The following is a 14,505-nucleotide window of genomic DNA, read 5'->3' as shown; positions in this document are numbered from 1 at the left end:
GGGAATCGGGGGAGGCCAGAGTGGCTGAAGGCAAGAAATCAGGAGACGCGGCAACACCGGCCCCGGGGGACTCCGCGGACGATCTGAAAAAGGATCACGAGGCGGCCTCCGACACGGTCAGCGCAGAGGAAGTTGAGGAGCGGCTCGCGACAGAAGAGCTTGACGACTTTGCGGAAACCGAGGTGCCTGTTTCCGAGACCGAGACCGAGACCGAGACCGAGACCGAGACCGAGACCGAGACCGAGACCGAGACCGAGACCGAGACCGCTGCGCAGGACTCGCCGGCAGAGGACCCGGCGCCGGTGCCTGTGGTTCAGGAGCGCATCGTCGAGAAACGCGGCGGTTTCGGGGCTGCGATCCTTGGTGGTGTTGTGGCCGCGCTCATCGGGTTTGTCGCGGGTCAGGGAGGGGCTCTTGATGGCATCCTGCCCCCGTCCCTGCGTGGATCCAGCGTCGATCTTGAACCCTTGCAGACCGCCCAGTCCGATCTGAAATCGGACGTGGCAGATCTGCGCAGCAGCGTGGCGGCGATCGAGGTGCCTGACCTGGACCCGCTCCGTGCACGGTTGTCCGATCTGGAGGCCGCACAAGAGACGCAGGAGCAGCCTGCATCAGGCATCGACGAGGAACTGGCGCAAACGCTTCGGGACCTCACCGACCGCGTGGCTGCGCTGGAGGCGCGTCCCATCACCGAGGGGGCTTCCGCGGATGCGGTTGCGGCGTTTGAAGCGGAACTCCAGCGTGTGCGCGACAGCCTGAGCGAACAGCAGGCCGAGGTGGAGCGCATGGTGACCGAGGCGCAGGAGATGGAACGCGCAAGCGCGGAGGCCGCCCGTATCGCAGCGGCGCAATCCGTGGTGTCGCGGCTGCGGTCGGCGCTGGATGCCGGTGCGCCCTATGCCGACCTGGTGGACGAGCTTGGCCGGCTGCAAGTCGAGGTTCCCGACGATATTCGATCCGCGGCGGATACAGGTGTTGCGACCCTGGCGGGGCTGCGCGACGGGTTCGCCCCGGCCGCGCGCGCGGCACTTGCGGCCGCACGCGAGGAAACCAAGGGCAGCGGGGGCCTCATGGCCTATGTGAACCGTCACCTGGGGGCCCGTTCCGTTGCGCCGCGCGAAGGGGATGATCCGGATGCGATCCTGTCGCGGGCCGGTGCCGCCGTGGAGAGCGGAGACATTTCCGCCGCGCTTGATGAACTCACCGCCCTGCCCGACAGCGCCAAGCAGGAGCTTGCCCCGTGGCAGAACTCGGCGCGCACGCGTCTTGATGCCGAAGCCGCCACCGACGCGCTCTCGCAAAGCCTGAACGCCAACTAAGGACGTCGCCATGCTCTGGTCATTGTTGAAGATTCTCGTATTCGTCGCGATCGTCGCGCTTCTGGCCTTTGGCGCGGGCGTCCTGATGGAAACCGCCGGAGGCGTGCAGATCACCCTTGCGGGCACGGAGTACACGCTTGGTGCATTGCAATCGGTGATCGCCCTCTTGGCGTTGATGGTGCTGACGTGGCTGTTTTTCAAGCTGTTGTCGCTGTTGATCGCAACGTTGCGGTTTCTGAACGGCGATGAAACGGCGCTGTCGCGCTATTTCGACAAGGGACGTGAGCGCCGTGGCTATCAGGCGCTTGCCGACAGTCTGATGGCGCTGGCAGTTGGCGAGGGACGCACCGCACTGACCAAAGCGGCACGCGCCGAACGCTACCTTCAGGATCCGGCTCTGACCGATCTGGTTGTGGCGCAGGCGGCGGAAATGGCAGGTGACAGTCGCAAGGCATCGGAAGCCTACAAACGCCTGTTGTCGGATCAGTCCACCCGTTTTGTGGGCGTGCGCGGAATCATGAAGCAAAAATTGTCGGAGGGGGATACCGAGACTGCGCGGCACCTGGCCGAAAAGGCGCTTGCTCTGCGACCCAAGCACGAGGAAGTGCAGGATACCCTGCTGAAACTGCAGGCGCAGGCCGAAGACTGGGCCGGTGCGCGACAGACGCTGGCGACAAAGCTCAAGACCGGGACACTCCCGCGGGAGGTGTTCAAACGTCGGGATGCGGTGTTGGCGCTGTCGTCGTCCAAGGCGCTTCTGTCCGAGGAGGCCTCACCGGAGCAGCAGGAACAGGCCATCGAAGCCAACCGCCTCTCGCCGGATCTGGTTCCCGCCGCGGCGCTGGCGGCTCGCAGCTATATTGCCAAAGGCAAGCCGCGCAACGCCGTGCGGATCCTGAAAAAAGCCTGGGAGGCGCAGCCGCATCCCGATCTCGCCCATGCCTTTGCCGAGATCGAGCCGGATGAGACCGCGCAGGACCGGGTAAAGCGGTTCGAGACCCTGCTGCGCGTGAAACCCGACCATGATGAAACCCGTCTGGTCAGGGCAGAGCTTTTGATTGTGGCAGAGGATTTCCCCGAAGCGCGCCGGGCGCTGGGCGATCTGGTTGATCGGGCGCCGGATGCACGGGCGCTGACGCTGATGGCCGCGATCGAAAAAGGCGAAGGCGGCCCGGACGCCATGGTGCAGGGCTGGCTGACCAAGGCGCTGTCGGCACCGCGCGGTCCGCAGTGGGTCTGCGAGAGCTGCAATCATATTCAGGCGGCGTGGACGCCGACGTGTGAAAACTGCGCCAGCTTTGATACGCTGACCTGGAAGCGCCCTGATGCGCCGGAGTTCAGCACTGCCACCGGGGCCGCCATGCTGCCGTTGCTGGCTGGGCGCGCAGAAAACAGCACCGGTGCATTGACCATTGTCGATCCTGACCCGGGTCCTGATCTCAAGGACGTGACGGAGGCCCCTTCGTCCGAGGGCGCATCGGAGAGCGACGCGGAAGATCAGCGCCCGATTGCGTCTGACGGCACCAAATAGAACCCAACGCCCCCTGGCCACGTCCTTGGCTGGCCGGGGGCAGCAGTTGGGCCAGGGTCCCTTGACCTGAGCCGTTGCACCGCGTCGTGTGGGCAGCGGCGGCGGTGTTGTGTTTCTGCGGTGATCGTTGCACCCGGGGCATGGGCGTCATTCGTGTATCGCTCAAGCTGGGCGACCGAAGTGATACGCTCATAATCCATGAGGCGGTGGCGAAAAATGGATTGGGGAAGGTCCAAATTGGTGCCCAGAAGAGGACTCGAACCTCCACGTCCATACGGACACTAGCACCTGAAGCTAGCGCGTCTACCAATTCCGCCATCTGGGCACGGGTTGGTGTCGGGCCGTATAAGCGGGATTTGCATCCTCGGCAAGCGGAAAACGCATCAGACCTGCGTCCAAAGCCTCGGCGCGCAGGCGAATAGATGCTTTGGTCTCAAAGACTTGGTCAGATCATCATGTCAAGGAATAATGGTGCCCAGAAGAGGACTCGAACCTCCACGTCCATACGGACACTAGCACCTGAAGCTAGCGCGTCTACCAATTCCGCCATCTGGGCACGGGTTGGTGAAGGGCCGTATAAGGAGAGTCGGGCGGGGCGTCAAATGGATTTTTGACATTTTTCCAAAATACGCTGACGGAGCCGGGCCCCGGTCGCGGCTCAGGAACAATCAGCGACGTTTTGCGCCTTGTTTCAAAGGGCTTGGAGCGGTAAATCGGAACAACAGCTACGTGAGAGGAGCCAAGTCATGTCCAAACTGGTCACCATCTATGGCGGATCGGGCTTTGTCGGTCGTTACATCGTACGCCGCATGGCAAAGGCAGGCTGGCGCGTCCGCGTGGCGGTCCGGCGCCCCAATGAGGCGATGCATGTCAAACCCTATGGCGTCCCTGGCCAAGTCGAGCCGGTGTTTTGCAATATCCGCAACGACGAGTCCGTTGCGGCTGTCATGGCTGGTGCCGACGCGGTGGTAAACTGCGTTGGCGTGCTCAACGAGGTGGGCAAGAATACCTTTTCGGCAGTGCAGGCGGAGGGTGCGGGGCGCATCGCCCGCATTGCAGCGCAAAACGGTGTTGGAAAACTGGTCCATGTTTCTGCGATCGGCGCGGATTCGCAGGCCGAGAGCGTCTATGCGCAAAGCAAGGCCCGTGGCGAGGATCTGGTCCTCGAAGCCTTCCCCGAGGCGATGATCCTGCGACCGTCGGTCATTTTTGGTGCGGAAGACCAGTTCTTCAACAGGTTCGCCGCCATGACCCGTTTTGGCCCCATCCTGCCGATCGCCGGTGGGGAAAGCCGGTTTCAGCCCGTGTATGTCGATGACGTGGCGCAGGCAGCGGTTGCGGGGCTGACCGGGGAGATCACGCCCGGCGTCTACGAACTTGGCGGTCCCGAGGTAAAGTCGTTCTCTGCATTGATGCAGGATATGTTGGCGGTCATTCACCGCCGTCGTCTGGTCGTGTCCCTGCCGCATGTCGTGGCCCGCGTGATGGCATGGAGCTTTGACCTGGCGCAGTCGATCTCTTTCGGGCTGTTCGAGAATACGCTGCTGACTCGCGATCAGCTCAAGAATCTCAAGAACGACAATGTGGTGGCTGAAGGGGCCAAGGGCTTTGCCGAGCTTGGCATCGAGCCAGTGGCCTTGGGATCTGTGCTACCGGACTACCTGTGGAAGTTCCGCCCCTCGGGCCAGTATGACGAACTGATGCGATCCGCCCGGAACATTCGCGGCGACGTTTGAGGCTTTCGCTCTGTCGCAACCGTCGCAGAACCGCGGGCGCTGGTTGGCGTGTCAGCTGTAGGCGATGCTCAGAAGCACCAGACCCAGGATGACCCGATAGATCACATAGGGCGTGAAGCTGACCGATCTTAGCAGCCGCATCATCAGGGTCAGCGCGGCGAGTGCAGACAACATGGCGAGGGCAGCGGCGATGCCCATGTCCCGCATCAGCGCCGTATTGGCATCCAGAGCCACCTCCGTGCCCAGGAACAGACCGGATGCCGTGATCGTCGGGATCGACATCAACATGGCAATCCGTGCCCCCTCTTCCCTGCTATAGCCAAGCTGGCGGGCACCGGTGATTGTAATACCGGAGCGGGATGTGCCCGGGATCAGGGCAATCATCTGCCACAGGCCCATGATCAGGGCGTCACGCAGCCCCCAGTTCTCCAGTGTTTTCTCTGTGCGGCCGCGTTGGTCCGCAACGTAGAGAACAAGACCAAACACCAGCATTGCCCAGCCGATCACCGTGATCGAGCGCAACATGTCGCTCAGGCCGGTGAGGTGCAGGAAAATGCCGAACACCACCGTCGGTACGGTGGCCACGATCAGCCCCATCGCCAGCCGTGTTCCGGGCGTGTCCATATGGCCGCAGAGGGCCCTTGGCAGGCCGGCAAGCCCGGTTTTCACATCCCGCCAGAAGTAGAGAATGACCGCCAGTAAGGTCCCGACATGGACTGCGACGTCGATGGCCTGACCTTGATCTTGCAGGCCGGTCAACGCGGGCAGGAGAATCAGGTGGCCGGAGGATGAGATCGGCAGAAACTCTGTAATGCCTTGAATCAAAGCGATGAGGATCAACTGAAACAGAGGCATGGATAAGTCGTCCGCTGCGGTTTCGGCAAAAGGCACGTGATTTCACCTCTTGTATAACCCCTTTATTTTTATAAGAAAGTCGCAATTTAGGTCCGAATCGGTCCTGAAATACCCTGTACAAGCCTGCCAAAAGCAGTATTCACAGACAGCTAGCCCATAAATAGGTCAGTAACGCTGACTTTAATTGGAGCTTCAAGGTATTCATACTATCGCCGCCAGCCAAAAGGAGAGTTTCGCCGTGGCCAAGCAACCGATGCTGAAATTCGTGAACATTGATCGCGATATGCCCGAGAAACGAACTGCCGAGACTCGCAGGGAGGATTTCGACGAAATCTACGCGGAATTCGCGGCGGTGAAGGCAGAGGAACAGGCGAGCCGGTGCAGCCAGTGTGGCGTGCCCTACTGCCAGTCGCACTGCCCCTTGCACAACAACATCCCCGACTGGCTGCGTCTGACCGCAACCGGGCGGCTTGAGGAAGCCTATGCAACCTCGCAGGCGACAAACACGTTTCCCGAAATCTGCGGTCGCATCTGCCCGCAGGATCGCCTCTGCGAGGGCAACTGTGTGATCGAACAATCCGGCCACGGCACCGTGACCATCGGTGCGGTCGAAAAGTACATCACTGACACCGCCTGGGACAAAGGCTGGGTCAAACCGAATGCGCCACGGGCCGAGCGCGAGGAATCCGTCGGTATCATTGGCGCAGGTCCCGGTGGTCTGGCGGCCGCCGACATGCTGCGCAAGGCTGGCGTGCAGGTCACCGTCTATGATCGCTATGATCGCGCGGGCGGTCTGCTGACTTATGGTATCCCCGGTTTCAAGCTGGAAAAAGAAATCGTCATGCGCCGCAACGAGTTGCTGGCGGAGGGTGGCGTGACCTTCGTGATGAACTGCAACATCGGCGAGGACATTTCCTTTGAGGAGATCCGCGCCAAGCATGATGCGGTCATCATTGCCACCGGCGTTTATAAATCCCGTGATCTGAACATGCCGGGCTCTGGTGCGACGGGCATCGTCAAGGCGATTGACTTCCTGACCGCATCCAACCGGGTGGCGAACTTTGGTGACACCGTGCCCGAGTATGAGGACGGCACCTTCAATGCCAAGGGTAAGAAAGTCGTGGTCATCGGCGGCGGTGACACCGCGATGGACTGTGTGCGGACATCGGTCCGTCAGGGCGCCGAGTCGGTGAAATGTCTCTATCGTCGTGACCGCGCCAACATGCCGGGCTCGCAGCGTGAAACGCAAAATGCCGAGGAAGAAGGCGTGATCTTCGAATGGCTCTCCGCCCCCAAAGGCTTCATCGATGAGGGCGGCAAGGTTTCGGGCGTCATGGTGCAAAAGATGCGTCTGGGACAGCCCGATGCGTCGGGTCGCCAATCCCCCGAGGTGATCGAAGGCGCTGACTATGTCGAAGACGCCGATCTGGTCATCAAGGCGCTTGGCTTTGAACCCGAGGAGCTGCCGACGCTCTGGAACCAACCAAATCTGCCCGTGACCCGCTGGGGAACCATCAAGGCGGAGTTCAAAACCGGCGCGACCAATCTCGATGGTGTTTATGCAGTGGGCGACATCGTGCGCGGCGCGTCGCTGGTGGTCTGGGCGATCAAGGACGGCCGCGACTGTGCCGAAGCGATCATCGAGCGTTTCAACACCAAGGCCGCCGTCGCCGCCGAGTAATCAACAGGTTTCCCCGAGCGGTCCGGCGCCCCTGACAAGAGGCGCGGCGCCACCGCCAGGCAGAGGAGAATGAACATGACGAAATACGATGAAAACTGGGTGCGTGCCGAGGAAGCAAAGCGCCAGTGGATGGCTGAAAACGGTCTCTATTCCGAGGAAGAAGAGCATTCCTCCTGTGGTGTGGGCCTCGTGGTTTCCGTCGACGGCTCCAAGAGCCGCAAGGTGGTCGAGGCCGGTATCGACGCGCTCAAGGCGATCTGGCACCGCGGCGCTGTGGACGCCGATGGCAAGACCGGCGATGGCGCCGGCATCCACGTGCAGATCCCGGTGCCGTTTTTCTGGGATCAGGTGAAACGCACCGGTCACGAGCCGCGGGTCGACGAGTTGCTCGCTGTTGGGCAGGTGTTCCTGCCCCGCACGGATTTCGGCGCGCAGGAAACCTGCCGGACCATCGTGGAAACCGAAGTCCTGCGCATGGGCTACTACATCTACGGCTGGCGCCACGTGCCGGTGGATGTGACCTGCCTCGGTGACAAGGCCAACGCGACCCGTCCGGAGATTGAGCAGATCCTGATCTCCAACTCCAAGGGCGTGGACGAGGAGACCTTTGAGCGCGAACTCTACGTGATCCGTCGCCGCATCGAGAAGGCCGCCGCTGCCGCGCAGGTTGGCGGGCTCTATATTGCGTCGCTGTCCTGCCGGTCGATCATCTACAAGGGCATGATGCTGGCCGAACAGGTTGCGGTATTTTACCCCGACCTAATGGATGAGCGGTTCGAGAGCGCATTTGCGATCTATCACCAGCGCTATTCCACCAACACCTTCCCGCAGTGGTGGCTGGCGCAGCCGTTCCGCATGCTGGCCCACAACGGCGAGATCAACACGCTCAAGGGCAACGTCAACTGGATGAAGAGCCATGAGATCCGCATGGCCTCCTCGACCTTTGGGGACCACGCCGAGGACATCAAACCGATCGTGGCGTCTGGGTCCTCCGACTCTGCGGCACTGGATTCGGTGTTTGAGGTTCTGGTGCGTGCCGGTCGGTCCGCGCCGATGGCAAAAACCATGCTGGTGCCGGAAAGCTGGTCCAAGCAGGCCGAGGAACTGCCGCAAGCCTGGCGCGACATGTATTCCTACTGCAACGCCGTGATGGAGCCTTGGGACGGTCCCGCCGCGCTGGCGATGACCGATGGCCGCTGGGTCTGTGCCGGTCTCGACCGCAACGGTCTGCGCCCGATGCGCTATGTGGTCACCGGCGACGGTTTGGTCATTGCGGGCTCCGAGGCAGGCATGGTGCCGATCGACGAGGCATCTGTCGTGGAGAAGGGCGCGCTTGGTCCCGGCCAGATGCTGGCCGTCGACATGAAAAAGGGCGAACTCTACCACGATGTTGAAATCAAGGACAAACTTGCCCGCGCACTGCCGTTTGGCGACTGGGTGGCAAAGGTCAATGATCTGGATGCCGTGCTCGGCGGGGTGACGGAAACCCCCCTGTTCTCGGGCGAGGAACTGCGCCGCCGCCAAATTGCCGCCGGCTACACGATCGAGGAGCTGGAGCAGATCCTGGCGCCGATGGCCGAAGACGGCAAGGAAAGCCTGGCCTCCATGGGCGATGACACGCCCTCTGCGGTTCTGTCCAAGCAGTATCGCCCGCTCAGCCATTTTTTCCGCCAGAACTTCTCCCAGGTGACCAACCCGCCGATCGACTCACTGCGCGAATTCCGGGTGATGAGCCTGAAGACCCGGTTCGGCAACCTCAAGAACGTGTTGGACGAGGACAGCTCGCAAACCGAGATCGTGGTGCTGGAAAGCCCATTTGTCGGCAATGCGCAGTGGGACAAGCTGGTCGACAACCTCGGGTCCAAACTGGCCGAGATCGACTGTACATTTGCCCCCGGCAAAGGATCGCTGCACGCTGCGCTGGCGCGGATTCGGGCCGAGGCCGAAGAGGCCGTGCGCTCCGGTGCGGGGCACATCGTGCTGACGGATCAGTATTCCGGTGATGGCAAGGTCGCGATGCCGATGATCCTGGCCACCTCGGCGGTACACTCGCATCTGATCCGCCAGGGTCTGCGCACCTTCTGTTCGCTCAACGTGCGCTCGGCGGAATGTATCGACCCGCATTACTTCGCGGTGCTGATCGGCTGCGGCGCAACCGTCGTGAACGCATATCTGGCCGAAGATTCCCTCGCCGATCGCATTGAACGCGGTCTTCTCGAAGGGACGCTGACCGAAAACGTCGCCCGCTACCGCGAAGCGATCGACCAGGGTCTGCTGAAGATCATGGCGAAGATGGGCATCTCCGTGGTGTCCTCCTACCGGGGTGGTCTGAACTTCGAGGCGGTGGGCCTGTCCCGCGCCATGGTGGCGGAGTATTTCCCCGGCATGACCTCGCGGATTTCCGGCATCGGTGTCTCTGGTATTCAGGTGAAAGCCGAGGAAATCCACGCCAAGGGCTGGAATGCGCCCGAGGGCATCATGCCGATCGGCGGCTTTTACAAGGCCCGCAAATCCGGCGAAACCCACGCCTGGGAAGCCACCTCGATGCATATGATGCAGATGGCCTGCAACCGGTCGTCCTATGAGCTGTGGAAACAGTATTCGGCCAAGATGCAGGCGAACCCGCCGATCCATCTGCGGGATCTGCTGGACATCAAACCACTGGGCAAGGCGATCCCGATCGAGGAAGTGGAATCGATCACGTCGATCCGCAAGCGTTTCGTGACCCCGGGCATGTCGCTTGGTGCGCTCTCGCCCGAGGCGCACAAGACGCTGAATGTGGCGATGAACCGTATCGGCGCCAAGTCCGACTCCGGTGAGGGCGGCGAAGATCCGGCGCATTTTGTGCCAGAACCCAATGGCGACAACCCGTCGGCGAAGATCAAGCAGGTTGCGTCGGGCCGCTTTGGTGTGACCGCCGAATATCTGAACCAGTGCGAAGAGCTGGAAATCAAGGTCGCGCAGGGTGCCAAGCCCGGCGAGGGTGGCCAGCTGCCCGGCATGAAGGTCACCGACCTGATCGCGCGCCTGCGTCACTCCACCAAGGGGGTGACCCTGATTTCGCCGCCGCCGCACCACGACATCTACTCGATCGAAGATCTGGCGCAGCTGATCTACGACCTGAAGCAGATCAACCCGCGCTGCAAGGTGACGGTGAAGCTGGTGGCCTCCTCCGGTGTTGGCACCATTGCTGCTGGTGTGGCCAAGGCAAAAGCCGACATCATCCTGATCTCGGGCCACAACGGCGGCACCGGGGCCTCTCCTGCGACCTCGATCAAATACTGCGGTCTGCCGTGGGAGATGGGCCTGACCGAGGCGCATCAGGTGCTGGCGATGAACAACCTGCGCGGCCGTGTGACTCTGCGCACCGATGGCGGTCTGCGCACCGGGCGTGACATCGTCATGGCTGCGATGATGGGCGCCGAGGAATACGGCATCGGCACCGCCGCGCTGATCGCGATGGGCTGCATCATGGTGCGTCAGTGTCAGTCGAACACCTGCCCCGTCGGCGTCTGCACCCAGGACGAGGCCCTGCGTGGCAAGTTCACCGGCAATGCCGACAAGGTGGTGAACCTCATCACCTTCTACGCACAGGAAGTCCGCGAGATTCTGGCTTCCATCGGGGCACGGAGCCTTGATGAGGTGATCGGGCGTGCGGATCTGCTGGCGCAGGTCTCGCGTGGCTCGGCGCATCTTGATGACCTCGACCTGAACCCGCTGCTGATCACCGTCGATGGGTCTGCCAGCATCGTCTACAACCGCGACAAGGACCGCAACGCGGTGCCGGATACGCTCGATTCGGAAATCGTGCGCGATGCGGCGCGGTTCCTCAAGGATGGCGAGAAGATGCAGCTGTCCTACGCAGTGCAGAACACGCATCGGACCGTGGGCACGCGTACCTCCAGCCATATCGTGCAGAACTTCGGCATGCGCAACACCCTGCAACCCGATCACCTGACGGTGAAGTTGCAAGGCTCGGCGGGTCAGTCCTTGGGCGCCTTCGCGGCCCCCGGTCTGAAGCTCGAAGTCTCCGGCGACGCAAACGACTATGTCGGCAAAGGTCTGTCGGGCGGTACGATCGTCGTGCGCCCGCCGATGGCCTCGCCGCTGAATGCGGCAGAGAACACCATTGTGGGCAATACCGTTCTTTATGGTGCCACCGATGGCTATCTCTTTGCGGCCGGTCGCGCCGGCGAACGGTTTGCGGTGCGGAACTCGGGCGCCAAGGTGGTGATCGAGGGCTGTGGTACCAACGGTTGCGAATACATGACCGGCGGTGTGGCCGTGATCCTTGGCAGCATCGGCGCGAACTTCGGCGCCGGGATGACGGGCGGCATGGCCTATCTCTATGACCCGGATCAGTCCGCTGAGACGCTCATGAACATGGAAAGCCTGGTCACCTGTCCGGTGACCGTGGACCATTGGGAAGCAGAGCTGAAAGGCCTGATCGAACGCCACGTTGCCGAAACCGGAAGTCGCAAGGCAGCAGAGATCCTGCAACATTGGGAGAGCGAGAAGGGGCATTTCCTTCAGGTTTGCCCGAAGGAGATGCTGGACAAGCTGGCGCATCCCATCGCGACGGAAGCATCGGCAATCCCGGCAGAGTAATCGAATAATCCCCGAGAATAAGAGACCCTCTTATTCCTGAAACTGAACCCCGCAGTGTTTCGGCCTGCGGGGTCCTTTTTTTGCGTCACGCGTGTGCGCGGGCAGATGCCGGCGGGGCGATTTTCCCTGTTGGAGTGTTTGGATGCTCTGTCCTATAGAGAGGCCATGGCAAAAGCAGCGCGCAAGACAAAAACCAAAAAAACCACCTCCAAATCCGCGCGGCTTGGTCTCCGGGCCGTGGTGGCGCGGGTACGGCGCTGGATCCTGCGGGGGCTGTTGGGCAGCCTTGCGTTTGTGCTTGCGCTGATCCTTTTGTATTCGGTGGTGAACCCTCCGATAACCCATACGATCTGGGCCGAGAAACGCCGGCTTGGCGATGTGGATCGCGAATGGGTGCCCTTAGAACAGATGGCCCCCGTGCTGGCGCGATCCGTGGTCGCGGCAGAAGATGCGCGGTTTTGCGAACATTGGGGGTTCGATGTCACGGCGATCCGTGATGCGTTGGAATCCGGTGGCAAGCGCGGCGCGTCCACCATTACCCAGCAGGTGGTGAAGAACGTCTTCCTGTGGCAGGGGCGCAGTTGGGTCAGAAAAGCGCTTGAGACCTTTATGACTCCGGTGGTCGAGGCCACCTGGAGCAAGCAACGCATCGTCGAGGTCTACCTGAACGTGGCCGAGATGGGCGAGGGGATCTTTGGCGCGGAGGCTGCGGCACGGCACTATTTCGGTACCGGTCCCGATCAGCTCAGCCCGCAGCAGGCGGCATTGATTGCAGCCCTGCTGCCAAATCCAAAAGAGCGTTCTGCCGCCGATCCCGGCAATTTCATGCGCAAACGGGCGCGTCAGATCGTGGATGGCGCTGCTACGATCGAGCGCGATGGCCGCGCCGCCTGTTTCGAGCATTGAAGTTTCCGTTCTGGCAAGGCATTGCTGGAGGAACAAGATCCCTTAACAACCGGAGAGCTCAGGACGCCCATGGCTCGTCTCTATCATGTCCCCCTGTCCCCCTTCTGCCGCAAGGTGCGCCTGTCCCTGGCGGAAAAGAAGATCGAGGTGGAGCTTGTCGAGGAGCGCTACTGGGAGCAGGACGCCGACTTCCTGCGCCGCAACCCGGCGGCCAAGGTGCCGGTCCTGCGTCTGGATGGCATGCTGATGGCCGAGAGTGCCGCGATCTGCGAATATATCGAGGAAACCCGCCCCGACCCCAGCCTGATGCCAAAGAAACCGGCCGAACGGCTGGAAGTGCGCCGGCTGGTGAGCTGGTTTGACGACAAGTTTCATCACGAAGTCACGTCCAAGCTGCTTTATGAGCGGGTGAACAAGAAGATGACCGGCGAAGGCTATCCGGACAGCAGCAATGTCAAATCCGGTGCCAAAGCGATCAAGTATCACATCGATTACCTGTCGTGGTTGCTGGACCATCGCCGCTGGCTGGCCGGAGACAACATGACGCTTGCCGATTTTGCGGCCGCCGCACATCTGTCGTCGCTCGATTATATCTCTGATGTGGACTGGAACCGCTCGGCGGTGGTGAAGGATTGGTACGCCAAGATCAAATCCCGCCCGGCCTTCCGGTCAATTCTGGCGGATCAGGTTCCGGGCTTTCGTCCTCCGTCGCACTACGCGGATCTTGATTTCTGAGATGGTGCAGGGGGCTGTCTGCCCCCTCCGGGCCTTGCGGCCCGTTCACCCCCGAGGATATTTCTGAGAAGATGAAAGCGGTAGGGGATATCAAGGCGCGTCTGATCGCGCAGGCCCGGGCGGAGGGCTTTGTCTCCACGCGCATCTGCCGCCCGTGGGATGTCCCCGAAGTGCCCGAACGACTGCGTGCGTTTCTGGACGCCGGGTATCACGGTCAGATGGCATGGATGGCGGAGCGAGTGAACTGGCGCGAAAACCCGGCGGCGCTTTGGCCGGAGGCACGTTCGGTCATCATGCTGGCAGAAAGCTACACGCCCGATGAGAACCCGATGGCGGTGGTGGGACTGCCGGATCGTGCGGCGATATCGGTCTATGCGCGCGGCAAGGATTATCACGATCTGGTCAAAAAGCGGCTGAAGCGGCTGGCGCGCTGGTTGATCGCCGAGGCGGGTGATGAGGCCGAGGTAAAGGTCTTTGTCGACACCGCCCCAGTACCAGAAAAGGCGCTGGGGCAGGCGGCGGGGCTTGGCTGGCAGGGTAAGCATACCAATCTGGTAAGCCGGGATTGGGGCAATTGGGCCTTTTTAGGATCTATTTTTACCACCTTGGATCTGCCGGTAGATCCGGTAGAGCCAGATCATTGCGGGTCCTGTCGTGCCTGTTTGTCGGCGTGTCCCACGGATGCCTTTCCTGCGCCCTATCAACTGGACGCACGGCGGTGCATTTCCTACCTGACGATCGAGCACAAGGGGCCCATTGAGGAAGAGCTGCGCGCAAAACTCGGCAATCGAATCTATGGCTGTGATGATTGTCTTGCAGCCTGCCCATGGAACAAATTCGCCGTGGAGGCCTCGGACATGCGCTATGCCGCGCGTGAGGGCACGGTTGCGCCGCCGCTTGCGGAACTGTCGCAACTGAATGATGCGGCGTTTCGCGAACGGTTTTCAGGATCTCCGATCAAGCGGATTGGCCGGGATCGCTTTGTGCGCAATGTGCTCTATGCGATCGGAAATTCCGGCGAGACGAAGTTGCGCCCCTATGCCACGCAGCTGTGTGATGATCCTGATCCAACTGTCGCAGATGCGGCGCGCTGGGCTGTGGCGCGGTTGTCAAAATGACGCAAACAGAGTGGAC

The 14,505-nt window shown here is 61.6% G+C and carries 9 protein-coding genes and 2 tRNA genes; 8 read left to right on the top strand and 3 right to left on the bottom strand.

Features of this window, described 5'->3' with window-relative positions:
• The first annotated feature begins 20 nt into the window (after nucleotides 1-20).
• Together MHM88_RS10570 and MHM88_RS10565 are read left to right on the top strand one after the other, a co-directional pair.
• A complete protein-coding gene (locus MHM88_RS10570) occupies nucleotides 21-1,319 on the top strand; it encodes a COG4223 family protein (protein ID WP_239364184.1) in 1,299 nt (432 codons plus the stop codon).
• A 10-nt stretch (nucleotides 1,320-1,329) separates the two neighbouring features.
• Nucleotides 1,330-2,850, top strand: coding sequence for a heme biosynthesis protein HemY (locus MHM88_RS10565; RefSeq protein ID WP_239364181.1), 1,521 nt, complete (start codon nucleotides 1,330-1,332; stop codon nucleotides 2,848-2,850).
• A gap of 238 nt (nucleotides 2,851-3,088) precedes the next feature.
• On the opposite strand, the gene MHM88_RS10560 is transcribed toward MHM88_RS10565, so the two are convergent.
• Both MHM88_RS10560 and MHM88_RS10555 read right to left on the bottom strand, forming a co-directional pair.
• Nucleotides 3,089-3,175: transfer RNA gene (locus MHM88_RS10560), tRNA-Leu, on the bottom strand.
• Between the two features lie 144 nt (nucleotides 3,176-3,319).
• Nucleotides 3,320-3,406 (bottom strand) — tRNA-Leu (locus MHM88_RS10555).
• Between the two features lie 190 nt (nucleotides 3,407-3,596).
• On the opposite strand from MHM88_RS10555, the gene MHM88_RS10550 reads away from it, so the two are divergent.
• A complete protein-coding gene (locus MHM88_RS10550) occupies nucleotides 3,597-4,586 on the top strand; it encodes a complex I NDUFA9 subunit family protein (protein WP_239364169.1) in 990 nt (329 codons plus the stop codon).
• 51 nt (nucleotides 4,587-4,637) lie between these two features.
• Here MHM88_RS10550 and MHM88_RS10545 read toward each other — a convergent pair whose 3' ends face one another.
• Complete coding sequence (locus MHM88_RS10545; RefSeq protein WP_239364167.1) at nucleotides 4,638-5,441, bottom strand: undecaprenyl-diphosphate phosphatase; 804 nt, start codon at nucleotides 5,439-5,441, stop codon at nucleotides 4,638-4,640.
• A 238-nt stretch (nucleotides 5,442-5,679) separates the two neighbouring features.
• Here MHM88_RS10545 and MHM88_RS10540 point away from each other — a divergent pair, with 238 nt between their 5' ends.
• From MHM88_RS10540 to queG, 5 genes are all read left to right on the top strand, one after another.
• Entirely contained in the window at nucleotides 5,680-7,122 is a 1,443-nt protein-coding gene (locus MHM88_RS10540) for an NAD(P)-dependent oxidoreductase (protein WP_239364164.1), read from the top strand.
• A gap of 75 nt (nucleotides 7,123-7,197) precedes the next feature.
• Nucleotides 7,198-11,730: a glutamate synthase large subunit gene (gene gltB / locus MHM88_RS10535; protein WP_239364161.1), complete on the top strand. Its 4,533-nt coding sequence runs from the start codon at nucleotides 7,198-7,200 to the stop codon at nucleotides 11,728-11,730.
• Between the two features lie 165 nt (nucleotides 11,731-11,895).
• Nucleotides 11,896-12,636: a monofunctional biosynthetic peptidoglycan transglycosylase gene (gene mtgA / locus MHM88_RS10530; protein WP_239364148.1), complete on the top strand. Its 741-nt coding sequence runs from the start codon at nucleotides 11,896-11,898 to the stop codon at nucleotides 12,634-12,636.
• 69 nt (nucleotides 12,637-12,705) lie between these two features.
• On the top strand, nucleotides 12,706-13,371 hold the full coding sequence (locus tag MHM88_RS10525) for a glutathione S-transferase family protein (RefSeq protein ID WP_239322232.1): 666 nt from the start codon (nucleotides 12,706-12,708) through the stop codon (nucleotides 13,369-13,371).
• Between the two features lie 71 nt (nucleotides 13,372-13,442).
• Nucleotides 13,443-14,489 (top strand): tRNA epoxyqueuosine(34) reductase QueG, encoded by a 1,047-nt coding sequence (gene queG, locus MHM88_RS10520; RefSeq protein WP_239364146.1) that lies wholly within the window; start codon nucleotides 13,443-13,445, stop codon nucleotides 14,487-14,489.
• Nucleotides 14,490-14,505: the final 16 nt, after the last annotated feature.

The sequence above is a fragment of the Epibacterium sp. MM17-32 genome, from assembly GCF_022348205.1.
Classification (GTDB): domain Bacteria; phylum Pseudomonadota; class Alphaproteobacteria; order Rhodobacterales; family Rhodobacteraceae; genus Epibacterium.
The sequence above is the reverse complement of the archived record's forward strand: the minus strand, read 5'-3'. Positions and strand labels throughout refer to the sequence as shown.